Annotated in this window: 25 protein-coding genes and 1 pseudogene; 14 read left to right on the top strand and 12 right to left on the bottom strand. The window is 47.7% G+C overall.

Going from position 1 to position 25,166, the window contains the following annotated elements:
* A pseudogene (locus ACNA7P_RS00720) lies at positions 1-547 on the top strand (malate dehydrogenase); the annotation flags it as partial.
* Between the two features lie 167 nt (positions 548-714).
* Here ACNA7P_RS00720 and ispB read toward each other — a convergent pair.
* Positions 715-1,686: an octaprenyl diphosphate synthase gene (gene ispB / locus ACNA7P_RS00715; RefSeq protein WP_416256683.1), complete on the bottom strand. Its 972-nt coding sequence runs from the start codon at positions 1,684-1,686 to the stop codon at positions 715-717.
* Positions 1,687-1,857: 171 nt separating this feature from the next.
* Between ispB and rplU the strand changes: the two genes are divergently transcribed.
* From rplU to ACNA7P_RS00675, 8 genes are all read left to right on the top strand, one after another.
* On the top strand, positions 1,858-2,169 hold the full coding sequence (rplU, locus tag ACNA7P_RS00710; protein WP_007420752.1) for a 50S ribosomal protein L21: 312 nt from the start codon (positions 1,858-1,860) through the stop codon (positions 2,167-2,169).
* Positions 2,170-2,184: 15 nt separating this feature from the next.
* A complete protein-coding gene (rpmA, locus tag ACNA7P_RS00705) occupies positions 2,185-2,442 on the top strand; it encodes a 50S ribosomal protein L27 (RefSeq protein WP_416256682.1) in 258 nt (85 codons plus the stop codon).
* A gap of 86 nt (positions 2,443-2,528) precedes the next feature.
* A complete protein-coding gene (gene cgtA / locus ACNA7P_RS00700; protein WP_416256681.1) occupies positions 2,529-3,719 on the top strand; it encodes an Obg family GTPase CgtA in 1,191 nt (396 codons plus the stop codon).
* A gap of 36 nt (positions 3,720-3,755) precedes the next feature.
* Complete coding sequence (gene folA, locus ACNA7P_RS00695; RefSeq protein ID WP_416256680.1) at positions 3,756-4,286, top strand: type 3 dihydrofolate reductase; 531 nt, start codon at positions 3,756-3,758, stop codon at positions 4,284-4,286.
* Between the two features lie 97 nt (positions 4,287-4,383).
* Positions 4,384-5,883, top strand: a complete 1,500-nt coding sequence (locus ACNA7P_RS00690) for an alpha/beta hydrolase (RefSeq protein ID WP_416256679.1) — start codon at positions 4,384-4,386, stop codon at positions 5,881-5,883.
* A gap of 3 nt (positions 5,884-5,886) precedes the next feature.
* On the top strand, positions 5,887-6,621 hold the full coding sequence (locus ACNA7P_RS00685) for an ATP-binding cassette domain-containing protein (RefSeq protein ID WP_416256678.1): 735 nt from the start codon (positions 5,887-5,889) through the stop codon (positions 6,619-6,621).
* On the top strand, positions 6,618-7,760 hold the full coding sequence (locus tag ACNA7P_RS00680) for an ABC transporter permease (protein WP_416256677.1): 1,143 nt from the start codon (positions 6,618-6,620) through the stop codon (positions 7,758-7,760). The genes ACNA7P_RS00685 and ACNA7P_RS00680 overlap by 4 nt, the downstream gene beginning before the upstream one ends.
* 8 nt (positions 7,761-7,768) lie before the next feature.
* Positions 7,769-9,097: an NAD(P)/FAD-dependent oxidoreductase gene (locus tag ACNA7P_RS00675; protein WP_416256676.1), complete on the top strand. Its 1,329-nt coding sequence runs from the start codon at positions 7,769-7,771 to the stop codon at positions 9,095-9,097.
* On the opposite strand, the gene ACNA7P_RS00670 is transcribed toward ACNA7P_RS00675, so the two are convergent.
* Genes ACNA7P_RS00670 through folE2 form a run of 4 tightly spaced genes read right to left on the bottom strand, consistent with a single transcriptional unit; the run spans position 9,080 to position 13,070 of the window.
* Positions 9,080-9,655 carry a GNAT family N-acetyltransferase gene (locus ACNA7P_RS00670; RefSeq protein WP_416256675.1) on the bottom strand — a complete coding sequence of 192 codons (576 nt, stop codon included), beginning with the start codon at positions 9,653-9,655 and terminating at the stop codon, positions 9,080-9,082. The two genes, ACNA7P_RS00675 and ACNA7P_RS00670, sit on opposite strands and share 18 nt — an antisense overlap.
* Positions 9,656-9,671: 16 nt before the next feature.
* Positions 9,672-11,045, bottom strand: coding sequence for an adenosylhomocysteinase (gene ahcY / locus ACNA7P_RS00665; RefSeq protein ID WP_416256674.1), 1,374 nt, complete (start codon positions 11,043-11,045; stop codon positions 9,672-9,674).
* Positions 11,046-11,068: 23 nt separating this feature from the next.
* On the bottom strand, positions 11,069-12,091 hold the full coding sequence (locus ACNA7P_RS00660; protein WP_416256673.1) for an adenosine kinase: 1,023 nt from the start codon (positions 12,089-12,091) through the stop codon (positions 11,069-11,071).
* Between the two features lie 55 nt (positions 12,092-12,146).
* Positions 12,147-13,070, bottom strand: a complete 924-nt coding sequence (gene folE2, locus ACNA7P_RS00655) for a GTP cyclohydrolase FolE2 (protein WP_416256672.1) — start codon at positions 13,068-13,070, stop codon at positions 12,147-12,149.
* Positions 13,071-13,349: 279 nt separating this feature from the next.
* Here folE2 and ACNA7P_RS00650 point away from each other — a divergent pair, with 279 nt between their 5' ends.
* Entirely contained in the window at positions 13,350-13,709 is a 360-nt protein-coding gene (locus ACNA7P_RS00650) for an Hpt domain-containing protein (RefSeq protein ID WP_416256671.1), read from the top strand.
* A gap of 22 nt (positions 13,710-13,731) precedes the next feature.
* Here the strand turns inward: ACNA7P_RS00650 and arcA are convergent, their stop codons facing one another.
* The 6 genes from arcA to ACNA7P_RS00620 form a co-directional block, all read right to left on the bottom strand.
* A complete protein-coding gene (gene arcA, locus ACNA7P_RS00645) occupies positions 13,732-14,472 on the bottom strand; it encodes a two-component system response regulator ArcA (RefSeq protein WP_416256670.1) in 741 nt (246 codons plus the stop codon).
* A 144-nt stretch (positions 14,473-14,616) separates the two neighbouring features.
* On the bottom strand, positions 14,617-16,263 hold the full coding sequence (locus tag ACNA7P_RS00640; RefSeq protein ID WP_416256669.1) for a sensor histidine kinase: 1,647 nt from the start codon (positions 16,261-16,263) through the stop codon (positions 14,617-14,619).
* Complete coding sequence (locus tag ACNA7P_RS00635; RefSeq protein ID WP_416256668.1) at positions 16,264-17,406, bottom strand: methyltransferase; 1,143 nt, start codon at positions 17,404-17,406, stop codon at positions 16,264-16,266. It lies immediately after the preceding gene.
* 66 nt (positions 17,407-17,472) lie between these two features.
* A complete protein-coding gene (locus tag ACNA7P_RS00630) occupies positions 17,473-18,504 on the bottom strand; it encodes a succinylglutamate desuccinylase/aspartoacylase family protein (protein WP_416256667.1) in 1,032 nt (343 codons plus the stop codon).
* A gap of 88 nt (positions 18,505-18,592) precedes the next feature.
* The gene (rimK, locus tag ACNA7P_RS00625) at positions 18,593-19,498 is read right to left on the bottom strand and encodes a 30S ribosomal protein S6--L-glutamate ligase (RefSeq protein ID WP_416256666.1); all 906 of its coding nucleotides are present in this window, start codon (positions 19,496-19,498) and stop codon (positions 18,593-18,595) included.
* Positions 19,495-19,956 (bottom strand): ATP-dependent zinc protease, encoded by a 462-nt coding sequence (locus tag ACNA7P_RS00620; protein WP_416256665.1) that lies wholly within the window; start codon positions 19,954-19,956, stop codon positions 19,495-19,497. The genes rimK and ACNA7P_RS00620 overlap by 4 nt, the downstream gene beginning before the upstream one ends.
* A 68-nt stretch (positions 19,957-20,024) precedes the next feature.
* On the opposite strand from ACNA7P_RS00620, the gene ACNA7P_RS00615 reads away from it, so the two are divergent.
* Positions 20,025-20,768 carry an EAL domain-containing protein gene (locus ACNA7P_RS00615; RefSeq protein ID WP_416256664.1) on the top strand — a complete coding sequence of 248 codons (744 nt, stop codon included), beginning with the start codon at positions 20,025-20,027 and terminating at the stop codon, positions 20,766-20,768.
* Here ACNA7P_RS00615 and mutH read toward each other — a convergent pair.
* Positions 20,757-21,455 carry a DNA mismatch repair endonuclease MutH gene (mutH, locus tag ACNA7P_RS00610; RefSeq protein WP_416256663.1) on the bottom strand — a complete coding sequence of 233 codons (699 nt, stop codon included), beginning with the start codon at positions 21,453-21,455 and terminating at the stop codon, positions 20,757-20,759. The genes ACNA7P_RS00615 and mutH overlap by 12 nt on opposite strands.
* A 113-nt stretch (positions 21,456-21,568) precedes the next feature.
* Here mutH and rppH point away from each other — a divergent pair, with 113 nt between their 5' ends.
* From rppH to ACNA7P_RS00595, 3 genes are read left to right on the top strand one after another with little or no spacing between them, the layout of a single operon-like run.
* Complete coding sequence (gene rppH, locus ACNA7P_RS00605) at positions 21,569-22,084, top strand: RNA pyrophosphohydrolase (RefSeq protein ID WP_416256662.1); 516 nt, start codon at positions 21,569-21,571, stop codon at positions 22,082-22,084.
* A 3-nt stretch (positions 22,085-22,087) separates the two neighbouring features.
* Entirely contained in the window at positions 22,088-24,361 is a 2,274-nt protein-coding gene (gene ptsP, locus ACNA7P_RS00600) for a phosphoenolpyruvate--protein phosphotransferase (protein ID WP_416256661.1), read from the top strand.
* Positions 24,361-25,158 carry a sulfite exporter TauE/SafE family protein gene (locus ACNA7P_RS00595; RefSeq protein WP_416256660.1) on the top strand — a complete coding sequence of 266 codons (798 nt, stop codon included), beginning with the start codon at positions 24,361-24,363 and terminating at the stop codon, positions 25,156-25,158. The genes ptsP and ACNA7P_RS00595 overlap by 1 nt, the downstream gene beginning before the upstream one ends.
* The last annotated feature ends 8 nt before the right edge of the window (positions 25,159-25,166 follow it).

Genomic DNA, 25,166 nt, shown 5'->3' with positions numbered 1-25,166 from the left:
AGTATTAAAAGCGAAAGGTGTTTACGATAAAAATCGTTTATTCGGCGTAACCACGCTTGATGTGATTCGCGCTGAAACCTTTGTGGGCGAGCTCAAAGGTATTCCGGTAGAAGACGTGCAAGTGCCGGTAATTGGTGGCCATAGTGGCACCACGATTTTACCATTGCTTTCACAAGTGAAAAGCGTTGAATTCACTCAAGAAGAAATCGAATCACTTACGCACCGCATTCAAAACGCTGGTACCGAAGTGGTTGAAGCCAAAGCTGGCGGCGGCTCTGCAACCCTATCAATGGGCCAAGCGGCAGCACGTTTCTGCTTAGCTGTAGTGAAGGGCCTACAAGGTGTTCACGTTACTGAATATGCTTATGTTGAAGGCGATGGCAGTGATGCTCAGTATTTTGCGCAAGCCGTTGTGTTGGGCGCAAATGGTATTGAAGAAATTCTACCTTATGGCGAGCTCAGCGATTTTGAAGCAAAAGCAAAAGCCGATATGCTAGATGGCCTGAAAAAAGACATCCAAATGGGTATCGATTTCGCCAATCAGTAAAGCTTGATTGCTATATTGCCATCCATTGGTGATGTGTGAATAAACCGCGTTCGGCTATGCCAAGCGCGGTTTTTTGCTGCAGTATTGGTGCTCAATGGTTACCGATGGTACAAAAATCCGGGAAGTTAGCCGCTTTTATTTGGCTGTTTGCGGTGTACTATGTGGCTTTACGCCAACCGTTCCACCGCAAGGTTCGCCAGCGCAATCAGCGCTTGCTTATGCTCGTTATCGGGGAAAGGTGCGAGTGCGGCAACAGCTAAATCGCGCTGCTCCAGCGCTTTATTGCGGGTGTATTCTAAAGCGCCAGTACTGTGCATAACAGCGAGTATGGGTTCTAGTGCATCGCGGCGGCCACCTTCTTCAATGGCGCTACGGATCAGCGCAGCGTTTTCTGCATCAGTGTTCCACATCGCATACAGCAGTGGCAGGGTAGGTTTACCCTCAGCTAAATCATCGCCGGCATCTTTGCCCATGGTTTCGGCATCGGAAGTGTAATCGAGTAAATCATCCACTAACTGGAAAGCGTTACCTAAATAGCGGCCATAATCAGCGGCGGCTTGTTCGATTTCAGGGCTTTGTTCAGCAAGCACGGCACCAAGCTGGGTGGCTGCTTCAAATAATTTTGCCGTTTTATTGTAGATAACTTGGAAATAAGAGGCTTCGGTGGTGTTGGGATCATTGCAGTTCATTAGCTGCAACACTTCCCCCTCGGCGATAATATTGGTGGCATCAGCGAGTACTTCGAGCACGCGCATGCTCTCGGTTTGTACCATCAATTGAAATGCGCGGGTATAAAGAAAATCGCCCACTAATACGCTGGCTTCGTTGCCGAATAAGGCGTTGGCCGTTTCTTTGCCGCGCCGGGTGAGTGATTCATCTACCACATCATCATGCAGCAATGTGGCTGTATGAATAAACTCTACGATTGCCGCCAAGAGGTGATGCTTGTTGCCTGCATAACCAAATGCGCGTGCTGTAAGCACCGCCAGTTGGGGGCGTAAACGCTTACCACCGCTGTTGATAATGTAAAAGCTCAGCTGGTTAATCAACGCGACATCAGAACTTAATTGTGCTGTAATAATGTTGTTTACAGCACGCATATCAGCATCGCTAAGCGTGCGTACGGCAGATAAATCCATTGTGGGTTGGCTCTTTATTTACATAATATTTGCGGCTGATTTTACCTGATTTACAAATTTCTGCCAGTTTGATCATTTTTATATAATTCGCTTGCGCTAAGCGCGATTTTTCCGTAAAATCCGCGACCTAAATTAAGTTTGTAGCGCCTGTAAAAGGCATTGGAGAAAAATATGTACGCGGTTTTTCAAAGTGGCGGTAAACAACACCGTGTCACCGAGGGCCAGACCGTTCGCCTGGAAAAGCTCGAAGCAGCTACCGGTGATACCGTTGAGTTTGAGCAAGTGCTCATGCTCTCTGATGGTGAAAACGTGACAATTGGTGCACCTTTCGTTGAAGGTGGCAAGATTAAAGCAGAAGTAGTGACCCATGGTCGTGGCGATAAAATTACTATCGTTAAGTTCCGTCGTCGGAAGCACTCACGCAAGCAACAGGGTCATCGTCAGTGGTTCACGGAAGTGAAAATCACTGGTATTGGCGCTTAAGAGGAGTAGAGACAGATGGCACATAAAAAAGCAGGTGGTTCCACACGTAACGGTCGCGATTCAGAAAGCAAACGTTTAGGTGTGAAGCGTTATGGCGGTGAAACTGTACTAGCCGGAAACATTCTGGTTCGTCAGCGGGGCACTAAGTTCCATGCAGGTGAAGGCGTAGGTGTTGGTCGTGACCACACTTTATTCGCCAAAGTAGAAGGTAAAGTTACTTTCGAACAGCGTGGACCACAAAACCGTAAGTTCATCAGCGTTTACGCTGACTAAGAACTTCACAGGTTTTCCCGAAAACCCCGCCCGAGTGCGGGGTTTTTTTGTCTTTATTCAAGCATCGAGCAAAACAGGCAGTAACCATGAAATTCGTAGATGAAGCAGAAATTCGCGTAGAAGCAGGTGATGGCGGCAATGGCTGCATCGGCTTTCGCCGTGAAAAATACATCCCTAAAGGCGGCCCTGATGGCGGCGATGGCGGCGATGGTGGTGATGTTTGGTTAATTGCCGATGAAAACGTGAATACCCTTATCGATTTCCAATTTGAACGTTTGCATCGTGCCCAGCGCGGTGAAAATGGCAAAAGCAGCAATTGCACCGGTAAGCGCGGCGAAGATAAAACCATTACGGTACCTGTGGGTACGCGTATTATTGATCGTGAAACCGGCGAAACTATCGGCGATTTAACCGCTCATGGGCAACGCGTAATGGTTGCGAAAGGCGGCTTCCATGGCCTAGGCAACACGCGCTTTAAAAGCAGTACCAACCGTGCGCCACGGCAAAAAACTGATGGCACCAAAGGCGAACACCGCATTTTACAACTGGAATTGATGTTGTTAGCGGATGTGGGCTTGTTGGGTATGCCGAATGCAGGTAAATCTACCTTAATTCGCTCGGTTTCAGCTGCCAAACCGAAAGTAGCAGATTATCCGTTTACCACTATTACCCCAAACTTGGGTGTAGTGCGGGTTTCTCCTAGCCAAAGCTTTGTATTGGCAGATATCCCGGGCTTGATTGAAGGTGCGGCAGATGGTGCTGGCTTAGGTATTCAATTTTTGAAGCACTTAGAGCGCTGTGGTTTATTGTTACATTTGGTGGATATCGCGCCATTTGATGAATCGAATCCGGCCGATACCGCAGAAACGATTATTGCCGAATTAGCCCAATACAGCCCAGAGTTAGCGGCCAAGCCGCGCTGGTTGGTATTGAATAAAACTGATTTGGTAGATGAAGAAACATTGGCCGAGCGCCGTGCTGAAATAGTTGCGCGCTTAGATTGGCAAGGGCCGGTATTTGAGCTCTCGGCGATTACTGGCAAAGCTTGTAAAGAGCTAATTCAAGCGATTATGGTGTACTTGGAAGAGCTGCCGAAAGAGCAAGCGCCAGAAATAACCGATGAAGCGCCAGTAGAGTTTAAGTGGACCAACTACCACGATGAACAGATGCGCAAAGCAGATGAAGAGTGGGGCGATGATCTGGAAGATGATTTAGATGACGAAGACGATGATTGGGAAGAAGAACCTGATGATGGTCATGTAATTTATAAGCCTTAACATTTTCATGTTGTTACTGGGAAAAAGGAACTAAGCATGCATATCTCATTGATCGCCGCGATGGCTCATAACCGCGTAATTGGCCGTGATGGAGATATGCCATGGCATTTGCCCAGTGAACTTCAGTACTTTAAAGAATTAACCCTCGGTAAACCTATCATTATGGGGCGCCACACCTTTGCCTCAATTGGTAGGCCTTTGCCGGGCCGCCACAACATCGTAATTACCAGCAAGCCGAATGCCCTACCAGCAGGCGTGAGTGCAGCCAGCAACCCTACAGAGGCCCTAGAGATTGCCAAATCTGCTGCTGCGGCCGATGGCATTGACCTACAAGAAGTGATGGTTATTGGTGGTGGGCAGATTTACGCTGCTTTCCTGCCGATGGCCACGCGCCTGTATATTACCCAAATCGATTTACAGGTAGATGGCGATACGTACTTTCCTGAATATCAACCCGATGAATGGCAGCGTACCTTGTTGCGTGAACATACTGCCGAAGCTACTAATCCTCTTAATTACAAAGGCTACCTATACGAGCGCAACTCAGCGCACGCCGAGAGCGAATAGCGGGTTTTTTGTTAGCAAATGTAAACCGCTATTGCAGTAACCGTTTGAACTCGGTACAAAGTATACCTTAGCTAGCGTTTAACAAGAGAGATAACAAATGATAACGCGAACCTCGCCAAAATGGCTGGTTGCAGCATCGCTGTGGACCATGGCCAGCATATCTGTGTATGCGGCAAATGCTGCAGATAATACCGAACTTCCTACGAATACTTCGCAACGCGCTACAGCGCTGCAAACCGAACCTTGCCATGTGCGTGGCCTTGATGAACAAGTTGAGTGCGCTACGTTAGCGGTTCCGGAAAACTATAAGCAACCGAATGGCCGAACCATTGCCTTGAACATCGTGCGTTTACCAGCGGTGAGCTCAGGCGCGGCCGCTGATCCGCTGTTTTTTCTTGCCGGTGGCCCAGGCCAAGCCGCAACGGAACTAACCGGGGTTATTGCGCAGATCTTTCGCGATGTGCGGCAACGGCGCGATATTATCTTGGTAGATCAGCGCGGTACTGGTAAATCGAATGGCATGCAATGTGAGATCTCGGTATTAGAAGATTTATTGGTGCCGGATGATGCAGCTGATCTTGCTGCGGCAATGGCTGAATGTGCCTCTGAGTTTGAGCATGATTTTCAGCAGTACAACACGGTAAATGCCATTCAAGATTTTGAAGCGGTGCGCCAAGCTTTTGGCTACCAGCAGGTGAATTTGTATGGCGGTTCGTATGGCACTCGTGCAGCGCTCGTATGGATGCGTGAAGCGCCGGAATCATTGCGCAGTGTAGTTCTCGATGGTGTGGCGCCTACACAAGTAGTAATTGGCCCATTTGGCACCTATAGCCAACGGGCATTTGATTTAATGGTGGCGGATTGCGCCAACGACAGCGGCTGTGCCGAGCAGTTTGGTGATATAGCCGCCACGTACTATGCGTTGCGCGAACGCCTGCAAGCAGAGCCGGAACGCATGCTGATGAATGATGCTCGCAGCGATGAGCCGCGCGAAATATTAATGACCGCATCTCGCTTGGCAAGCACGTTGCGCGGGGCGTTGTATTCGCCGCGCAGTAGGCAATTGCTACCGCTGGTAATTAGCGAGGCGTATCAGGGTAACTGGCGGCCGTTATCGGGTTTGATAGGTGCCTTTGATGGTGAATCCCCGTTATATGTTGGTTTATTGGCCTCAGTGATCTGCCAAGAAGATATGCCGCGGGCCAGCGCTGAGCTATTAGCCGATGATGCCGATAACCGCTTTATTGGTGGCAGAACGGGCTATGATTTTCAGAAAATTTGCGCCGGCTGGCCAGTGCAATCCTTGCCTGATGAGCGCCATGCCGAACCAGTACAAAGCGATATTCGTACGCTATTGCTCTCGGGTGAGCAAGATCCGGTAACACCACCAGAATGGGGCAACATTGCTGCAGAAACCCTAACCAACAGCCAGCATTTAGTGGCTGAGTTTGGGGGCCACACTATTATGAGCCACACCTGTGCCAATCGCCTGATTGCGCAGTTTCTTGATAACCCAAGCAATGAAGTGGATGGCGCCTGTTTAAGCCGCACGCGTTTGCTGCCGTTTATTCGCAACGTTAACGCAGCGGGGATGTAAGAAATGATTGTAACCAACGGATTAGAAAAAGCTTACAAAGATGTGCAAGCGCTTAAGGGCCTTTCATTTCATGCCAACGATGGCGAAATTACTGGATTGCTAGGCCCCAATGGCGCCGGTAAAACCACATGCCTGCGCAGTATTTATGGTTTGATTAAACCCGATACGGGCAGCGCCACGGTAGATAGTATTGAAGCATCGGTGGCTCCGCTAGAAGTGCGCAAGCGCATTGGTATTTTCCCCGATAAATTTGGCTTACAAGAACGTTTAACGGCGCGCGAGCACATCGCTTATTTCGCGGCTTTACATGGCTTACACGGTGATGCCCGTAAAGTAGCGGTACAGCAAGTAATTGATGATTTGGAGATGAATGATATCGCAGATCGCCGCACGAGTGGCTTTTCACAAGGGCAACGCATGAAAGTAGCGCTTGGCCAAGCTATTGTGCATCAACCCCAGAATTTGATTTTAGATGAGCCCAGCCGCGGGTTAGATGTAATGAGTACCCGTATTTTACGTGATTTGCTGTTTCGTTTGCGTGAACAAGGGCGCTGTATTTTGTTTTCAAGCCATGTAATGCAAGAAGTTGCCGCGCTGTGTGATCGCGTGGTGATTATGGTGGCTGGCCAAGTAGTAGCGGAAGGCAGCCCTACCGAACTATGTGAACGCACGGGCCAAGCAAGTTTTGAAGACGCTTTTGTGCAGTTAATCGGCACTGAAGAGGGCATCATGTTATGAAATCAGTATTTATGACCGTTTGGTTAAAAGAAATGAAAGATGCCCTGCGTGATCGCCGTTCGTTGATGGCAGCTATGTCATATGCATTTTTCGGCCCCATCATGATGGCCGTGGCGTTTATGATGATCATTCAGGACGCGGTATCTGAACGCGATGTGTATGTGCATATTGAAGGTGCTGAACACGCACCGGCCTTGGTGGATTTCTTGGGCGATCGGCGCATTTTTGCCGGTAACGAAGAACAGCAAGCGCGCGATATAGAACTGCACATCCCCAGTAACTACCAAGAGCACATTGCCAGTGCGAAATCGGTATTTATTACGGTGCGTGCGGATTACTCTGAGCGCAGTGATAGCAGTGCCCGTAGCCGGGTTGAAAGTGCGTTGCGTGAGTACAACAATACTATCGCCAGCCACCGCCTCACGTTACGCGGTATCAGTGCCGAGGTGATTGCCCCGATTCGTATCGATAAGCAAGACACCGCAACGAAACAAGCCCGCGCTGCCATGATTCTTGGCACGGTAATGGTATTTGTGTTGATGGCAATTTTCTTCTCTGGCATGAACGTGGCCATTGATGGCAGTGCAGGGGAGCGCGAACGCAATTCCCTTGAGTTTCTTTTAGCTCAGCCAGTGGCTACTCATTGGTTAGTGATGGCGAAAGCCGGTGCCGCTGCAACCTTTGCCCTAGCAGGAGCGGTGCTGAGTATTTTGCTTATTCCACTGGTATTTATTTTTGTGCCACTAGAAAAGCTGGGCATCGATTTTAATATTAGCTTTGTTGAGCAGCTAAGCATGATGTTGGTACTTGTACCGCTGGCTGCGTTTGCTAGTATTCTACAACTGTTTGTGAGCTTCCGAGCAAAATCATTTAAAGAAGCGCAAACCTATATTTCACTGGTAATGTTTATTCCCGTTGCGATTATTTTCGCTGTGGAATTCACCCGCTTTGAGCATCCAGCACTCGGCTTGCTGCCGGTAACGTCGCAGCACCGTATGTTGTTGAACACCATTGGCGGCCAAGATATTAATTGGTTAATGGTGTTAGCGGGCGCAGGGGTAACGGTGTTGGCTACGGCAGCTTTAGTGGCTGTAGTAACTCGTATGCTGCGCAGCGAAAAAGTTGTATTCGGCCTTTGAGGCAGAGTATGTATGATCCTTTAAAAAGCCGGTTTACGCCGGCTTTTCACGAATTTGGTACCGATTCATACTGGCAGGCGGTTACGCCATTTCCAGATACCAACGCTTGCGCACTGCCAACAACCGCAGAGGTGGTAGTAATTGGCGCAGGGTACACTGGCCTAAACGCCGCAATTGAAATTGCTGAGCAGCAACAGCGTGAAGTATTGCTGATTGATGCGGGCGGTATTGGTGCTGGTGCAAGTAGCCGCAATGCCGGTTTCCTTTTGCCGGGCACAGGGCGCCTAGGCTACGCCGATTATCACGCCCGTTTTGGCGAATCTGTAGCCAATGCGGTACAGAATGAATTTGCGGAAAGTATTGCCCATGTGCAAAACATGGCTGCGGATTCAGAGTGGCCGTGTGAATTATTACAGGGCCGTTATTTACGCTTAGCGCACAATGCAAAAGCGGCAAAGCTTCTTGCTAGCCAACAACCCGGCTATGCCAATACGCTGTTACAGGCAGAATGGTTAAGCGCGGCACAACAGCACGAGCAATTGCCCGGTATTTGCTGGAAGCATGGTGGTTTAGCACTTTCTCCTGCGGCAGCAATTAACCCTCGCGCTTTAGTGGCTACTTATTTAACGCGAGCGCAAAAGGCTGGCGTGAAAATTGCCACAGGGCATCCGGTTACCCATTGGCAGCGGCAAAATGGTAAGCATTTACTTACTGCTGGCGAGCAAACTGTAACTTGTGAGCAAGTATTGGTGTGCGGCAATGGCTATCTAGCAAAGCAGCCATTTGCAGATTTAAGTGCGCGCCAATTCCCTGTGCTTTCCAGTATTATTGTATCTCGGCCACTTAATGTTTCTGAGCAGCAATATGTGGGGCTGCAAGTAAACGATTTGGTAATGGATACCCGGCTGTTGAAGTACTACTACCGGTTATTGCCAGATGGCCGTATTTTGTTTGGTGGCCGCGGCGCGGTAACCGGCAAGAATGCGAGTTCAGAGCGTGAAAAGCAACGCTTGCTTGCCGCTATGCAAAATACCTTCCCTACGCTTACTGATTTGCATGCTGATTATTTCTGGAGTGGTTGGATTAGTGTGGCGTTAGATGCCATGCCACGGGTGTATAGCCCATCACCAGGTGTGTTCACTAGTGCGGGCTATTGTGGTGCTGGGGTGGCGTTTGCCAGCCTTGCTGGGAAGCGTTTAGCTGAGCTAAGCGCGGGTAAGGCATTGCCAAAATTACCATTCTATCAATCTGAGCTGCCGAAATATCCCTTTGCGTCAGCCCGCAGGTTGGCCTTACGGGCATTGTATCGGTGGCAGCGTTTAGGTAAAGCGAAGTAGCATTTCTGCCGCGGTGCAATAGCAATCGCCATCGCACACGGGGCAGTAGTAACCATCCTCTAGTGAAGCTTGTAGCCAGCGCTTACCATGATCGGCAATGAGTTCGCCCCCACAACGCGTGAAGTACTCGAATGCGCTGTTGTTGGGGCTTTGCCGCCAAATATGCGCTAACCCGCCTTTGCAGCGAGCTCCTTGCGCTTCCACAATGGAATGCATCAACAGTGAGCGGCCAATGCCAGCGCCTTGCACATCGTAATCCACTGCTGAACACTTAAAGTAGCACAGTTCTTCGGCAGCAAATGGCCAAGCACTGGGTGTACAGTATTGATCTACATCCCACTTGCCTGGCGCGAAAGTAAGGCGAATTCCGGCCAGCTTATCATCACTGAACGCTAACCAGTGCAGGTTTCGGCCGTTCTCAGTTTGCCCACGTTCGTAGTAATCCGCTAAGTTCTCAGGATTAAGATAATTTTCGCCATGCACTTTGTTGCCGAGCGCGAGCACTTCCGCGAAATCAGCTTCAGTGAGTGGACGAAATAGTAAACGAGGTGTATGCATACTTGGCAGCGGCGATTTAGTACCGGTACGTTTCTGGCTTGAACGGGCCTTCCACAGTTACACCAATGTAATCTGCTTGTTGCTCGGTCATTTTGGTGATTACACCGCCAAAACCTTCTACCATATAGCGGGCAACTTCTTCATCAAGCTGCTTCGGTAATACCTCTACCGTTAAGTGCTGCTTTTTGTCTGCCGCAGACATCGCGGCAAATTTTTGCCCAAACAAATGAATTTGTGCCAATACTTGGTTCGCAAATGAACCGTCCATGATGCGGCTTGGGTGGCCAGTAGCATTACCCAAGTTCACTAAACGGCCTTCAGAAAGCAAAATCAAATAATCTTCAGTTGATTCACTGCGGAACACTGTGTGTACCTGCGGTTTCACTTGCTCCCAACGCCAGTTTTTACGCATAAATGCGGTATCGATTTCGTTATCGAAGTGGCCAATGTTACATACTACAGCGCCATTTTTTAGTGCAGATAGCATGTACTGATCGCACACATTTACGTTACCTGTGGTGGTTACGATTAAATCGGTTTTGCCAAGCAGCTCATGGTTAATAGTAGAACCATCATTGCTGTTTACACCGTTAATGTATGGCGATACTACTTCGTAGCCATCCATACAGGCTTGCATGGCACAGATTGGATCGATTTCACTTACTTTAACGATCATGCCTTCTTGGCTAAGTGATGCAGCAGAACCTTTACCCACATCGCCATAACCTACCACTAGGGCTTTTTTACCCATTAATAGGTGATCTGTAGCACGCTTAATGGCATCGCTAAGTGAATGGCGGCAACCATACTTGTTGTCGTTCTTCGATTTCGTTACTGAATCGTTTACGTTGATCGCTGGAACTTTCAAGGTGCCTTTTTTCAGCATTTCTAATAAACGGTGCACACCCGTAGTGGTTTCTTCGGTAATACCATGAACAGCTTCCAGCATTTCTGGATATTTTTCGTGAATGAGCAGGGTTACATCGCCGCCATCATCCAAAATCATGTTCGCGTTCCACGGCTGGCCATCTTTGGTGCAGGTTTGCTCTAAGCACCACTCGTACTCTTCTTCCGTTTCGCCTTTCCAAGCAAATACCGGAATGCCTGCCGCAGCAATAGCTGCCGCAGCATGGTCTTGGGTAGAGAAAATATTGCATGAAGACCAGCGTACTTCGGCACCCAAATCTACCAGAGTTTCAATCAGTACCGCGGTTTGGATGGTCATATGAATACAACCAATAATGCGTGCGCCTTGCAACGGCTGGCTGGCTCTATACTTATCTCGAATCGCCATTAATGCCGGCATTTCGGATTCAGCGATTTGGATTTCTTTGCGGCCGTAATCGGCAAGGCTGATATCAGCTACTTTATAATCTTGAAAATCGGTCATTGAATTCTCTCGTATCTTGCAGGTTATAAGGTGCTGGCAACGTGTTCGGTTAAACCTAGTTCCAGCAATAATTCTTGTTGCCGTTCGGTACTTAAGCGTGGCCCATAATTACTGACCACTTCTGCTGCAGAGCGGCTAGCTAGCGTGCCTGCTTGCGCAGGTGTTAATCCCTGCGTTATGCCAAATAAATAAGCACCAGCGAACATATCGCCGGCACCATTGGTATCAATCGCGGTTACTTTGAAACCCGGCACCTGAATACGGCGTTCGCGAGTACCAATAATAGCGCCATCTTTACCACGGGTAATTACTACTTGCCGCGCTACTTGCAACAAGGCTTGTAACGCTGGCTCTAAACCTTCTTTACCAGTATACAGTTCTGCTTCTTCCTTATTACAAAACAGTACATCAACACCCGGCGTTAAAAACTCATCCAAACCTTCTTTAAAATACTTCACCATGGAAGAATCTGAGAAAGTGAGGGCGATGCGTGTACCGTTGGCTTCTGCCACAGCACGTGCTTCTTGAACTGCTTTTCGCGCTATTTCCGATGTAGCCAAGTAGCCTTCAATATATAAATATTGGGAATCGGCTACTACTTCCGGCTCTAGCTCTTCGGTGGAGAAATCGATGGTAATCCCCAAAAAGGTGCACATAGTGCGCTCTGCATCTGGAGTAACCATCACCACACATTTTCCAGTATGGCCATTGTTGTTTTGTTTAACCAAGTGCGTGCTTACGCCCGCCCGATCTAAATCGGCTTGATAGAAATTGCCATCGTCATCGTTGGCAACTTTACAGCAGTAAAAGGCCTTGCCACCAAATTGGCTAAAGGCTACTAAACTGTTCGCAGCAGAACCGCCACCGGCGCGTTTCTCTAGCTCAAACTCTTTGTGAAGCTCGCCCAGCAAAAGTTGCTGTTGTGCCTCATCAAGTAAAGTCATGATGCTTTTTTCGATATTATGGCGCACCAAAAATTCGTCGGTTACTTTAAATTCTTGGTCTACCAGGGCGTTACCCACGCCGATTACGTCGTAAGATTTCATTACGCTGCTCATGCTAGCTCAGTTAAAATAATAAGGCCGCAGATTATACAGCAATTTACGCGCGATATCCGCCTGAAATTCCTTTTGTTGTAACACTAACTGCATCGTGGGCGTGGAGTGATTCATAATGGTTTACACGAATCCAAAAATCGAGCACCGCACTATTCTTATTCAGATCATACTGCAACAACCGCGCAGCGTCTTCACAGAACATTAAATTCTGCCCGTTTAAGCGCGCAAACTCTTGTTCATCTTCGCGTTTCACTGCAGCCTGTACTGGTGTTTTCAGAACCGCTTCAATTCGATCGATAAGAGCTACGATAGGCAAAATATCAGTGCTCTCGGTAAGCTTAACTTTTACATCGGCGAGTGAACGTTGGCTATGGGGCGTAGCCACAATACCATCTGTAGTACCAAGCCAGGCTAAAGCATCTTCCATACTTAATTCATTATCACTGAAACGCTTTTTAAAGGCTTCTTGAATTAGTTGCCGCGCGAGTGCAGCAGAGCATGGGCAAGTAGATGAGTAAGTAACCCCCACTTGAAGCTCGAGTTCAGTTTTATCGCCATTACGCACAGCGCTAATGGTAACGGGGTAGCCTTTCCAACCTTGTTTACCGCTTATCAATGATTTGCGGCGCAACAGATATTCGAAGCTAAATGATACGCGAGCTTGCGAACTTAAATCTGAGTGGGTTTCAATGAAACGATTAAGCAAAGCACGAATGCTACTCCCACTTAACACATCATCGTTGGCAAGTTCATCGATGGCTAGATACAGCCGTGACATATGAATACCTTTCGCTTTAGCATCGTCTAGGCTTACAAACGCCTCTACACGTGTGCCAACTTGCTGAGGCAAACCAGTTTCACTTGCTACCATAAATGGCATTTCAATGTTGCTCATTCCTACCCAATCTAATGCACCTTCGATATGGGCTTCAGCTTGGTTGGCGATATCCGGCATTGATGTTGGCATTAAACTACTCCGCTTTTGTGTGGGCTTATATGTGGGCTTAGGTATCGCAAAAAAGCTAAAAGCGATAAACCCTGATTGCGCGTGCCAATTCTTAAATTAAAAAATGACCGCGAATTATACAACAAGGCCGATGAGAACGGCACCCCAAGGCGAAAACTGCTGGTTGGGTACGTGGCAAACGAACCTAGCTGTAGTAAAGTTGTGTATATTCGTGGCCAAACATAGCAGTTTAGCGTTGAACATGTGGCATATACGCATAAAGATAAGGATTTGGATTGCATGACAAGCGGAAATAACGCAGGAATCGATTGGGTATTGTTAGAGCAATATCGGAACATCTTGGGAGCCGAGGGTATACAAGAGAGCATACAGATGTTCTTTACCGTAGCACCAGAGTATTTTGCCGAGCTTACGGGCTTCTATAGCGAGCAGAATGAAGCCAAGTTACGCAGCCAAGCTCATAAGCTAAAGGGCAGTTGCCGTTCACTAGGATTTAAACGGCTGGGCGAAAGTATGCAAATGATCGAGAAAGAAGATTGGCAGTGGCAAGATGTGGGCAATGAACTTGAACAATGGCCGCATCGCTTCGCAGCTGATACGGCCATAGTAAACGAGTGGTTAGTAAAGCAAAGTAGTTAATATAAGTTAAGCGTTGGCTTGCTTACGAAGCTACCTTGATTTCTACATCACCTACAAAGCGATAACCCTCACCATGAATTGTGGTGATTAGATTGGTTGTTTCCGGGTGCGCTTCAAAGTGCCGGCGAATACGGCGAATAGCCACATCTACAGTGCGATCATTCGGGCGCAATTCACGATCTAGCATTTTCCGTACTAGTGTATCGCGGTCGTGAATTTTACCTGGATTGGTTAAAAACAGCTCTAGCGCACGATATTCACTTTTTGGTAAGCGGAACATTTTACCATCTGGAGCAAATAAGCAGCGGCTATCACAATCCAAAACCCAGTTGGCAAAATGATACTGTGTGCTACCTTCTACCTGATGCTCTTTCGGTTCGTTGATTTGTTCAATACGGCGAGCCAAGTTGCGCACCCGCACGGTTAACTCGCGCGGATTGTATGGCTTAATAAGGTAATCGTCGGCACCTAGTTCAAGTGCAAGTAGGCGATCTTCATCACTATCACGGCCGGTTAAAAACACTAAGCCGATGTTATTTTGCTCACGCAATGATTCAGCTAGCTCTAGGCCGCTTTGCCCTGGCAAGTTAACATCCATAATGATGATATCAATGGCTTGTTGCGCCATGATACTTTCCATTTGCCGCCCATCAGCAGCATCAAATACATCATACCCTTCTTGCTGAAATAAGCGCGTGAGTGTTTGGCGGGTAACCACCTCGTCTTCCACAATCAGGAGTTTCACGTTAGTTTTCGGTTCCATGCTGTGTTCCCATCTCCGCGTTCGAGTATTGTTAAATCTGAATCTGCTAATAGAGCATTGTTGAACTTATAAGGATATGTTTTGCAGGCCAATAATTGCAAGTAAGTTGACGTTTTTTTTAACAAAAACTGCAAATTAGCTTAATTATTGCAAGCTTCGTGGAATTCGAATCAAGAAAGTAGTGCCGTGCTTGGTAGATTCATCACCTTGAATATACGGCGTACTCTCACATTCAATTTCGCCTTGCAGCAATTGAGTTACCCAATTAAACACTTGGAATAACCCCAAACCGGTATCGCCTTTCGCTCGATTAGAGGTAACAAACGGCTGAAAAATCTTACTGCGCATCTCGGGTGTTATACCATGGCCATTATCAGCGTAGGTTATTTCTACAAATTCTTCCGCCAGATCAACGTTGATGCTTAAGTTTATCGGTTCATATTGCAAACGGGAGTTCTTAATCGAGCCATGAATAAGGCTGTTATCGATCAGCTCATTCAGCACTTGTTCTAGAACTACGGTTCTCAGTTCAACAATGGCATCTTCTTGATTGCAGTTCATACTGAGCGATGCGTGCTCAGGTAATCCGCGCTCTTCGGTAATGCTTAAGTAAAATCCTTCAAGGAAGTTACACAGCATCACCTTCTTTGCCACATCGGTACGATTTAGCAATGAAAGCTGCTGGAAGTGGCGGATTAAATCTGAACAGCGATTTAAGTTACGTAACATTAATTCTAGCTGCTTCTCAGTATCCTGCACGTAGCGGCTCAGTTGTACCTTACTTAAGCGATCATTATGAAACTGCGTGCTCAATTCTTCGTGCTTATTGTGCAGTAAGCTGGCGGCAGTGATGCTGGTGCCTAATGGTGTATTTAGCTCATGCGCAATACCGGCCACCACATCGCCAAACGAGGCCATTTTATCTTGCTCTAGGCGTTTGCGCTGATAACGATGGAGTTCATTCAAGGCTACCGTAAGTTTTTCATTTACTTCGCTTAAGTGCTGGGTACGCGCGCGCACTTCACTGTTTAGTTGTTCATTGGCCTTCTGCGCTTTATCGGCGCTATGCTCGGCATATCTGCGTTCATGGCGGTAGCGTTCTAGCAGCCGTTGCACCTGTAATTTGATATCAATAAATTCGTCGGGGATATCGCGTTCATGGTCAATATCATAGTTACTGTCTTGGCCCGATTTCGCGATGATTCTGCTAAAACGATGTAAGCTCGAATCTAAACTTTTCGAGAAGAACCGTACGCCCAGAGATGCACTTACCAGTACCAAAAACAGCGCGGCAAAACTGATCAGTAAATGCCGGCGATGTGCTGCTTTCACCTGCTCAAGAGATGCCCGCAGGTACACATATCCAACAATCTCGTTGCTGCGATATACAGGTTGCGTGATTTCTAAATAATCAAGGCTAAAGCGATAGTTGGTGGTGTCGGAAAAGTTACTCAGCTGGCTTTGCACCGCTGCTCGGCCCGGCGCGTTGTAGATAGCCGCGGTACTCAAAGTAACATCGGTGTAGCGATATAAATGCATGTGATGCAGCAATGGGTAAGCGGTTAAGCCGTTTAAAATAGCCGCCGCCGATTGCTCGTTCAACCCTTCGCTGCTAGCCCGCATTGCCAATTGTTGGGCTAATGCCTCGTGCTGCAGAAGCAGTGATTTTCGTTCCGAATCAGAAACTAATAACGTAGACAGGGCGAGAAACAGCAACATAGCGAGCGCTACGATGCTGGTAACGATCATATTTAACCGATTGGTTAAAGACCATCCCCGCGTTCTACTCATTTACTTTCCTTTTTGCCCGTTAGTAGCATGCCATACGGTAAACTTCGGTGTTTCTAGCAAGGTGTTAACTTGTTTAAAGGCTTTAGCAAGAGCTTCACGATAAGGCAAAAACGTGTTGGCCACTAGCACTAAGCTGCCACGAGGCGCGAGTTTTTTCTGGCTCGCATGAATAAAGTTTTGCGTTATCTGATAATCGGTATGCTTGCCCGCATGAAAAGGTGGGTTGCTGATAATCCAATCAAATTGGCCGTTCACGGCGTTTAGCCCATCACTTGCATATACGCGATGCTTAAACGTATTTTCGTTCCCCAAAGTAGCCGTTGTGGCGGCAAGCGCGAGCACATTAATGTCTACCGAATGCAATTCAGTGATTGGGTAGTGGCGTGCTAGGTATTTACTGATTACACCGGCACCACAACCAAAATCGAGTACGCGACCAGCAATATACGGCGGCAAGTTTTGTAACAGCCGCTCAGTGCCACTATCGAGCCTGCCACTGCTAAATACGCCAGGAAAACTAACGATATCGATTGGTGCATCGCCTGCGGAAATGCTTGGCGAATAGTGTTGCTGGTAATCGTTTAAATCAAAAGTAGCTGCTGCGCTCAGTTCGCTTTGTAGCAATTGGCAATGATTGCCATTGGCAACTTTTTGCCATTTTTGCCAACCGGCATGTTCTTGTTTTAAATATGAGCGAATGCCCACATCATTGTGGCCTACAAGCCAAATGGGCGTGCCCTCTGGTACAGCTGCGCGTAGGTTAGCTAACAGCATTACGGTAAGTTGCTTTTCTTTGGGAATGTTTAAGATTACCCCAGCAACGGGCAGCATTTCGGTTAGTGCGGCACTGAAAATCGTAGAATTGCCAGTTTCTGCAGTGTTATCAGTGAGCGAGCCCTGATCAGTTGTAGCATCTGCAGTAGTGGTATGCGCCGCTCTGAAATCCGCCGCTGTAGTGAACGGTAATACTTGTGCATTCAATACCCAGCTGGTGAATTGCCAGCCAGTGGGTTGCAGTGCTTCTAGCATTCCTAGGCTGGGGTTTACCAACAGCAGGTGCGGCGCTGAACCTGCTGGTGTTGATAAACCTGCTTCGATTTGCTCAGCTTGGCGCAATATTAATTTTGTGGCGGCTACCGACATGAATTCTCACTATTACGTCATTAAAAGTTAGGTTTTTATAATATGTATTCAGAAACCCATGCAACGTTAACTTGGGCGATCTGGATAGGCTTCCACAAAGGTATCTACCATTTCGCTCGCGTATGATGATTCTTCCGCATCAAAACAGGCAATATGGAACAGGGCTTCGCCTTCATTACTTACTGGAATATTACTAATACCAATAACAATACCGCCAACTGTAGCGTATATCGAGGTATGTTCTCCACCATGAGGTGGGGCAACGTGCGCCAGTAACTGGCCGCGGCTTACCGTTTGGCCTAATTCTACTTTGGCTAACACCAAGCCGTCACCTTCACTGCGAACCCAAACCGAGCGCTGGGCAAACACTGGGGTTACCTTTTTACGGGTACGCCGGCCTTTCATCATTTTCAGCATTTTCATTACATTGGTAACGCCGTTTACCCCAGCTTTAATTGCTGAGTAATCAAACCGTAATGCTTCACCAGCCTCATACAGAATAAGCGGAATACCAAGCTCGGAAGCTTGCGAACGTAACGAACCATCGCGATCTTTTGAGTTCATGATTACCGGGCTATTAAATGCTTCCGCCATGGCCGTAGCTTCTTCGCTATCTAAATTCACGCGAATTTGTGGCAAGTTACTGCGGTGAATAGCTCCGGTATGTAAATCAATAATATGAGTTGCGCGTTCTACCAACTGGGTGCGAAAAAGGTAGGCTAATCGGCTGCCTAAAGCACCGCGCTCAGAGCCCGGGAAACAGCGGTTTAAATCACGTCGGTCGGGCAAATATCGGGTTTGTTGGATAAACCCAAACATGTTCACTACCGGCACCAGTAGCAGGGTACCGGTGAGCTCTGCAGGATCGATGGATTGAATTAATCTACGGCATATTTCGATACCGTTCAGCTCATCACCATGAATAGCTGCGCATACCAAAAGCACTGGGCCTGGCTTGGTGCCATGGAGTACTTCTACGTGCAAATCTAATGGTGTATCGGAATATAAACGTGCCGCGGGTAAAAGCACCCGCTCTTGTGTGCCCGGCGCTACAGAGATTTCGCCGAGTTGAAATGGCTGGTTACGTTTGCGTGCCATGAATTAAAAACCTCAAAATGATAAACGCAGATTACGATCCCGAACTATTGAGCTAGATTGGTAATCTGCAAATCGGTTAGCAAAGCAATTAGCCGCGACCTTTGGTGCGGGTTTTGTGCTGTTTTGCGGTTTTTTCAATGAAGGTAATAATTTGTAACGCTACGTCTTTCTCGGTAGCGGTTTCAATTCCTTCTAAGCCGGGCGAAGAGTTTACTTCCATTACTAATGGCCCGTGGTTGGAACGCAGTAAATCAACACCGGCTACATTCAGCCCCATTGTTTTAGCCGCCTTCACTGCCGTAGCGCGTTCTGCCGGGCTTAATTTTACGAGCGTAGCACTACCACCACGATGCAAGTTCGAGCGGAATTCGCCTGGCTTCGCTTGGCGCTTCATTGCCGCGATTACTTTATCGCCGATAACGAAACAGCGTAAATCGGCGCCGCCTGCTTCTTTAATATATTCTTGCACCATAAAGTGCGCATTGAGGCCCATAAAGGCTTCAATTACACTCTCTGCTGCCTTGCGTGTTTCCGCAAGAACCACGCCTATGCCTTGGGTGCCTTCTAGGAGCTTAATTACTAAGGGTGCGCCGCCTACCATATCAATAAGATCGGGGATATCCGAAGGTTTACTCGCGAAACCTGTAACCGGAAGGCCGATGCCTTTGCGGGATAATAATTGCAAAGACCGCAACTTATCGCGGCTGCGGCTAATGGCTACCGATTCGTTCAGTGGGTAAGTACCCATCATTTCGAACTGGCGTAACACTGCCGTGCCATAGAAGGTAATTGAAGCACCAATCCGCGGGATTACCGCATCATATTGGGGTAACCCTTCACCGCGCATATGAATTTCAGGCTCTTTTGCGTTGATGTTCATGTAACAACGCAATGGATCCAGCACATGCATTTCATGGCCGCGAGATTGGCCAGCTTCGATTAAGCGGCGGGTAGAATACAGGTTTTTGTTCCGCGATAGGATGGCGATTCTCATGCCGATTTTCCTTGTAGATAGGAAGCTTCAGGGTTCACTAAATATTTACCATTGAGCGCTTGGCGCCCTAACAACATTCTGAACTTCATTGTATCACGATTTGTTAAAGTAAATTCAGCATTAAATTCTTGTGCATTCGTCGCAAAACCAACGCGCACTAAAGTGCGAATTACATAGCGAACTTCGGTGTGGCCGCCTGAATCAGTTACTTGCCTCTGTTCCAAAACTGGCGCTTCGCACACATGCTCGGAGAAATCATTCTGTATGGGGTGAACCCAAATTCGCAACCACTCCGTACCCTCCTTTTCGAAAGGCTCAATTTTAAACGCATGCAAGCATGAAGTGCGCGCGCCGGTATCTACTTTCGCCTTTATGGCCGTAATTCCGAGCTCTGGCAGTGATACCCATTCGCGCCATCCGGTGGTAAGGTATTGATGATTCTTTTGTTGATTCGACACTAAGTTATACCGCTTCTGAGTAAAGTGAGAGTATAAACTTAACCTAAAATGATTAGGAGTAAAACTAAATGGCTACTTGCAGCACCTGTAGTTGTTACAAAGGCCTTGGTTTTAACATCCAAATGGCCTTTCAACCGATAATTAATACTACCACGCAAAGTATTTATGCTCATGAAGCATTGGTGCGGGGTTTAAATGGTGAAGGCGCCGGTGAAGTGCTAAGTAGAGTGAATAGCGATAATATTTATTCGTTTGATCAAACCTGCCGCATGACCGCAATTGAAAGTGCAGCCGCGCTCAATATGCAAGAGCAACTGAGCATTAATTTTATGCCTAACGCCATCTATGAGCCGGAAACATGCCTAGAGCGCACGCTCGCTACCGCGAAAAAAGTAAACTTTCCCCATGAGCGGATTATTTTTGAAGTTACAGAGCATGAAAAAATAGAAAACCACTCGCTGCTCGTGGATGTGTTTACCACCTACAAACAGCATGGCTTTTTAACAGCTATCGATGATTTCGGTGAAGGCTATGCAGGCCTGAACTTATTAGCCGATTTTCAGCCGGATATTATCAAGTTAGATATGCAGTTGGTGCGTGATATTCATGAAAAACGCATTACCCAGATTATTTTAAAAGGTATCCTTTCGGTAGCGGAGGAGTTGGGGATTACTGTAGTTGCTGAAGGTATTGAGCAGGAAGGTGAGTATTTGTATTTGCGCGATCAAGGGATTGAGTTGATGCAGGGGTACTATTTCGCGCGGCCACAATTGGAAAGCTTGGCGCAGTTAGATAAAAAACTATTTACCTAAGCCCAAGCCTTGGCAAAGAATAGTGCGGGTAAATTCTTTTTTTAGATAGAACCCACGCGGCAATGTTTGTATTGGTTCACCACTGGCTCCATAGGCAGCTGTTAGTGCTTTGCTGTTGGCGGCTTTCGGCCGTAGTTGTAAGGCGCTGCCCATCCGTGCGGTAATGCTTTCTACTTGGCCAAGAATAATGGCTTCGGTAATTTCCTCCCAATCACGCCGCAGTTGCTGTTCTTGGGCTTCGTTCGGTTGCCAGAGTAACGGCAAGCCTACCGTGCGCTCAGCTACCGGGATTTCGCGGCGGCCATCAATGGGTATCCACAGCACTTGGCTAAGTTTATTACGCACATTGGAATGTTCCCAACTTACGCCATTTAAGCCAAGTAATGGCGCAATACACACATAGGTAGTTTCCAGCGGCATCGCCGCTAGGTTTACCGGAATGGTTTTTAGCTCTACGCCCAATTCTGGAAAATCTTGTTCGGCCTTAGAACCCGCGCTGGCGCCTAGAAATAGCTCCAGTAGCTGCCCTGTCCAGCCTTTGGCATTCCGTAATGAAGAAGGTACTTGCACTTGCGCAATGGCGGCGAGCTCAGCAAAAGAAAACCCCACTAAGGCCTGCGCCCGCTCAAGAAGTTCTGCCACAGAGCTAGGTGGATTTTGGGCTACTTTAGGAAATGATGGCAACACGCTCGTAGTACCTCTGAAAGAATTATTATTCGCTATAGTAAAAGGCGAAGATATTTGCCGCAAGCCGGGGTTTGTGGAAGAATCAAGAAAAGCTTAAGAAAGAGGATGCTCGAGTGATTGATGCCGAGGGATATAGATCGAATGTCGGCATAGTAATATGTAACGAGCAAGGGCAAGTATTTTGGGCACGGCGCTTTGGCCAGCAAAGTTGGCAATTTCCCCAGGGGGGCATTGATGATGGCGAAACCCCTGAGCAAGCAATGTACCGTGAATTGTATGAAGAAGTAGGGCTGCGGCCCGAACAGGTCGAGTTAGTGTACACCAGTAGAACTTGGTATCGCTATCGGCTCCCGAAACGCCTCGTGCGGAAAGGTTCGAAACCGGTTTGTATAGGCCAAAAACAAAAATGGTTTTTGTTAAAATTAACCTGTGCAGAAGCGGAAGTAGATGTTTTGCAATCAGGCCACCCAGAATTTGATGGTTGGCGCTGGGTTACGTATTGGTATCCGGTTCGTCAAGTAGTGGCGTTTAAACGCGATGTATACCGCAGGGTGATGAAAGAATTTGCCCCCGTGGTAATGCCATTTCGCGGGAAAGCGCGTCCGAAACGATTTAAACGTAAGCGATAAATCATGCTCACCGTATTACAACGGATCGTAGAAGCAGTAAATCAAGCGCCGGATCTCGATGCGGCGCTGCGTATGATTGTGCAAAAAGCACGAGCTGCCTTGGGCAGCGATGTGTGCAGTGTGTATTTGGCTGATCACGAGCAGCAACAGTTTGTGATGATGGCCACCGAAGGCTTACAGCTTGATGAAAATGAGCGAGTAACTCTAAATTTTGGCGAGGGCCTCATCAGCCTTGCCGCGCAACGGGAAGAGCCGTTAAACATTGCCAATGCCAATGAGCACCCTAATTTCAAATTAGTTGAATCTGTTGGCGAAGAAGCCTATCGAGCTATGCTGGTGGCACCTATTATTCACCAGCGAAAAGTACTGGGCGTATTGGCTGCTCAACAGAAAAAAGCCCGGGCGTTTTCTGGTGAAGAAGAAGCTTTTATAGTTACTTTAGCGGCTCAACTTGCTACGGTAATTGCGCACGCAGAAGCTCGCGGCTTAGTAAGTGGCCACTATTCGCCATGGCTGCGTAATTTAAATGGTTTACCCGGTGCGCCGGGTGTAGCTATTGGCCAAGCATTTATTGGCCGGCCAGCTGCAACCTTGAGTTCAGTAGTACCTAGGCGCACCGAATACCCTTGGCGCGAAATCCATAAATTCCGTAAAGCGGTAATGCAAACACGCATGGAATTGCGTGCGTTAGCTGACCAAGTGGCAGACTACGTTGCTGAAGATACTTTAGCCATATTTGATGTGTACCAAAGTATGTTGGATGCGGCCAGTTTAGGCGATGCAGTAGAAGCAAAGATTAAAGATGGCTGGATGGCGCAAACCGCAGTAAAAATGGCGGTTGAAGGTTTTGTTGCTAAGTTCGAAGATCTTGATGATTCCTATCTGCGTGAACGTGCCGTTGATATCCGCGATTTAGGCCAGCGCGTACTTTCGTTTTTACAAGAAAAGAATGGCCTACAGCACAACTTCCCTGATACCTGTATTTTAATTGCTGAAGAAGTTACCGCGAGTATGTTGGCGGGGGTGCCACGGAAAAAACTACAAGGTTTAGTATCACTGCAAGGCTCGGCTAACTCCCACGCGGCCATCATGGCGCGCAGTATGGGTATTCCAGCCGTATTTGGTTTGAGCGATGTACCGCTCTCTTATTTGCACGATCAGCATTTAATTGTGGATGGTTACAGTGGCGAGATTTTTGTAAACCCGCCAGCGCAGCTTATTCAAGAATATGAAGTGTTGCGAGCAGAAGAATATGAACTCGCCGAAATGGTGGCCGAGCATCGGGATGCCGAGGCCTGTACCCTCGATGGTGTGCCCGTATCGTTACAGATTAACGCGGGCATGAATGTGGAGCATGACCAAGAACGCCTTGGTCATTATGAAGGGATCGGTTTATACCGAACCGAAATTCCATTCATGATGCGCGAGCGCTTTCCAACGGAAAGCGAGCAATATGAATTATATCTTTCCGTATTAAAGAGCACGGCTGGGTTACCAGTAGTAATGCGCACCCTTGATGTAGGCGGCGATAAGCCTTTACCGTATTTCCCTATTCATGAAGATAATCCATTTTTGGGTTGGCGCGGCATTCGCATGACCCTGGATCATCCGGAGATCTTCTTAGTGCAGGTGCGGGCTATGCTGCGCGCCAATATTGGTATTGATAATCTGCAGATTTTATTGCCAATGATTACTTCTCTGGATGAAGTGGATGAATCTGCGCGGCTAATTAACCAAGCCTACTTTGAAGTACGTAATGAACTCTTGCAGAAAGATAGAAATGCGCACATTAGCCGCCCAAAAATTGGCGTAATGATTGAAGTTCCTGCCTTATTGTATCAACTTGATGCAGTAGCAAAACGCGTGGATTTCTTTTCCGTAGGAACGAATGATTTAACCCAATATTTGTTGGCGGTTGATCGCAATAACTCTCGCGTTGCCGGTATCTACGATAATTTTCATCCGGCAGTGCTGCACGCCTTACAATTCATTATGCAACGTTGTGCTGCGTTGCAAAAACCGGTGAGTGTGTGTGGTGAAATGGCGGGTGATCCCGGTGGGGCACTGCTGTTAGTAGCTATGGGCTATCGCAAGCTTTCCATGACCACGCATAACTTGGATAAAACCCGGTGGATTCTGCGCCACGTAGATAGTAAAACGATGCATATTTTGCTTTCACAAGTGATGCAAGCAACGCATCCGGATCAGGTACGGCGGCTGATTCGCATTAAACTCGAATCGTTAGGTTTAGGTGGTTTTGTGCGAGCTGGTAAATAATGCTGTTGAGCTTGTTGATATGCCTAGCGGGCGGTATTGCCGCAGGTTTGCTCTCGGGTATGTTGGGAATTGGTGGTGGCATTCTTATTGTGCCCTTATTGATTTATTTGCTGCCCATTATGGGGCTACCAGTAAGCATTGTGGTGCCAACAGCTATCGCTACCAGCCTTGCCACGATCATGTTAACTACCCTATCTAGTGCACGAGCACACGCCAAACGCGGTTATGTTGATTGGGCATGGGTGAAGCTACTGGGGCCTTTTTTGATTGCTGGTGGGTTAGTAGGTGCTTACTTGGGTACGCGAATTCCACCCGAAATTCTGCAGCGGATTTTTGCTGCGGTGCTTATTTTTCTTGCCGTACACATGATTTGGAAACATCGCCCAAAATCAGAAGATGCGCAAATTAATCGGCCTATTGCGCGCACATTTGCTAGTGTAATTGGCGTTGTTTCAGCATTGGTTGGTATTGGTGGTGGCGCCTTAATTGTGCCGTTACTGCATTTTTATCAAGTAGCGATGCGCAATGCGGTGGCGGTAGCCGCTGTATGCAGCGTGTTGCTCGCCGGTTTTGGTTCCCTCACGTATATGCTGGCAGGCCCTGCGCCCTCAGCTTCAGGAGTGAGTGGTTTAGTTGGTTATGTGTATTTGCCAGCTTGGCTGGCAATTAGTACTACATCGATGATTTTTGCACGGGTTGGTGCGGCGATTGCGCATCGATTGCCGGTGCGTTATTTACAGCGTGCTTTTGCTGTGCTGCTTATTTCGGTAGCATTGCATTTATTTTTCGGGCGCTAGCGAAGTAT

Origin of the sequence: Aliidiomarina sp., from assembly GCF_047920995.1 — a bacterium.
In the GTDB taxonomy this organism is placed as follows: Bacteria; Pseudomonadota; Gammaproteobacteria; order Enterobacterales; family Alteromonadaceae; genus Aliidiomarina.
This window is presented reverse-complemented; position numbering and strand designations above follow the sequence as displayed.

Excerpts from the sequence above, each read along its gene's own strand:
- ACNA7P_RS00670 (WP_416256675.1), bottom strand. The coding sequence starts at position 9,655 with ATGCATACACCTCGTTTACTATTTCGTCCACTCACTGAAGCTGATTTC.
- folA (WP_416256680.1), top strand. The coding sequence starts at position 3,756 with ATGCATATCTCATTGATCGCCGCGATGGCTCATAACCGCGTAATTGGC.
- ACNA7P_RS00615 (WP_416256664.1), top strand. The coding sequence starts at position 20,025 with ATGGCTACTTGCAGCACCTGTAGTTGTTACAAAGGCCTTGGTTTTAAC.
- ACNA7P_RS00690 (WP_416256679.1), top strand. The coding sequence starts at position 4,384 with ATGATAACGCGAACCTCGCCAAAATGGCTGGTTGCAGCATCGCTGTGG.
- arcA (WP_416256670.1), bottom strand. The coding sequence starts at position 14,472 with ATGGAACCGAAAACTAACGTGAAACTCCTGATTGTGGAAGACGAGGTG.
- rplU (WP_007420752.1), top strand. The coding sequence starts at position 1,858 with ATGTACGCGGTTTTTCAAAGTGGCGGTAAACAACACCGTGTCACCGAG.
- ACNA7P_RS00685 (WP_416256678.1), top strand. The coding sequence starts at position 5,887 with ATGATTGTAACCAACGGATTAGAAAAAGCTTACAAAGATGTGCAAGCG.
- ACNA7P_RS00675 (WP_416256676.1), top strand. The coding sequence starts at position 7,769 with ATGTATGATCCTTTAAAAAGCCGGTTTACGCCGGCTTTTCACGAATTT.
- ACNA7P_RS00640 (WP_416256669.1), bottom strand. The coding sequence starts at position 16,263 with ATGAGTAGAACGCGGGGATGGTCTTTAACCAATCGGTTAAATATGATC.
- ahcY (WP_416256674.1), bottom strand. The coding sequence starts at position 11,045 with ATGACCGATTTTCAAGATTATAAAGTAGCTGATATCAGCCTTGCCGAT.
- ACNA7P_RS00635 (WP_416256668.1), bottom strand. The coding sequence starts at position 17,406 with ATGTCGGTAGCCGCCACAAAATTAATATTGCGCCAAGCTGAGCAAATC.
- ACNA7P_RS00650 (WP_416256671.1), top strand. The coding sequence starts at position 13,350 with ATGACAAGCGGAAATAACGCAGGAATCGATTGGGTATTGTTAGAGCAA.
- ACNA7P_RS00630 (WP_416256667.1), bottom strand. The coding sequence starts at position 18,504 with ATGGCACGCAAACGTAACCAGCCATTTCAACTCGGCGAAATCTCTGTA.
- ispB (WP_416256683.1), bottom strand. The coding sequence starts at position 1,686 with ATGGATTTATCTGCCGTACGCACGCTTAGCGATGCTGATATGCGTGCT.
- ptsP (WP_416256661.1), top strand. The coding sequence starts at position 22,088 with ATGCTCACCGTATTACAACGGATCGTAGAAGCAGTAAATCAAGCGCCG.
- cgtA (WP_416256681.1), top strand. The coding sequence starts at position 2,529 with ATGAAATTCGTAGATGAAGCAGAAATTCGCGTAGAAGCAGGTGATGGC.
- ACNA7P_RS00660 (WP_416256673.1), bottom strand. The coding sequence starts at position 12,091 with ATGAAATCTTACGACGTAATCGGCGTGGGTAACGCCCTGGTAGACCAA.
- ACNA7P_RS00595 (WP_416256660.1), top strand. The coding sequence starts at position 24,361 with ATGCTGTTGAGCTTGTTGATATGCCTAGCGGGCGGTATTGCCGCAGGT.
- rimK (WP_416256666.1), bottom strand. The coding sequence starts at position 19,498 with ATGAGAATCGCCATCCTATCGCGGAACAAAAACCTGTATTCTACCCGC.
- ACNA7P_RS00680 (WP_416256677.1), top strand. The coding sequence starts at position 6,618 with ATGAAATCAGTATTTATGACCGTTTGGTTAAAAGAAATGAAAGATGCC.
- rpmA (WP_416256682.1), top strand. The coding sequence starts at position 2,185 with ATGGCACATAAAAAAGCAGGTGGTTCCACACGTAACGGTCGCGATTCA.
- folE2 (WP_416256672.1), bottom strand. The coding sequence starts at position 13,070 with ATGCCAACATCAATGCCGGATATCGCCAACCAAGCTGAAGCCCATATC.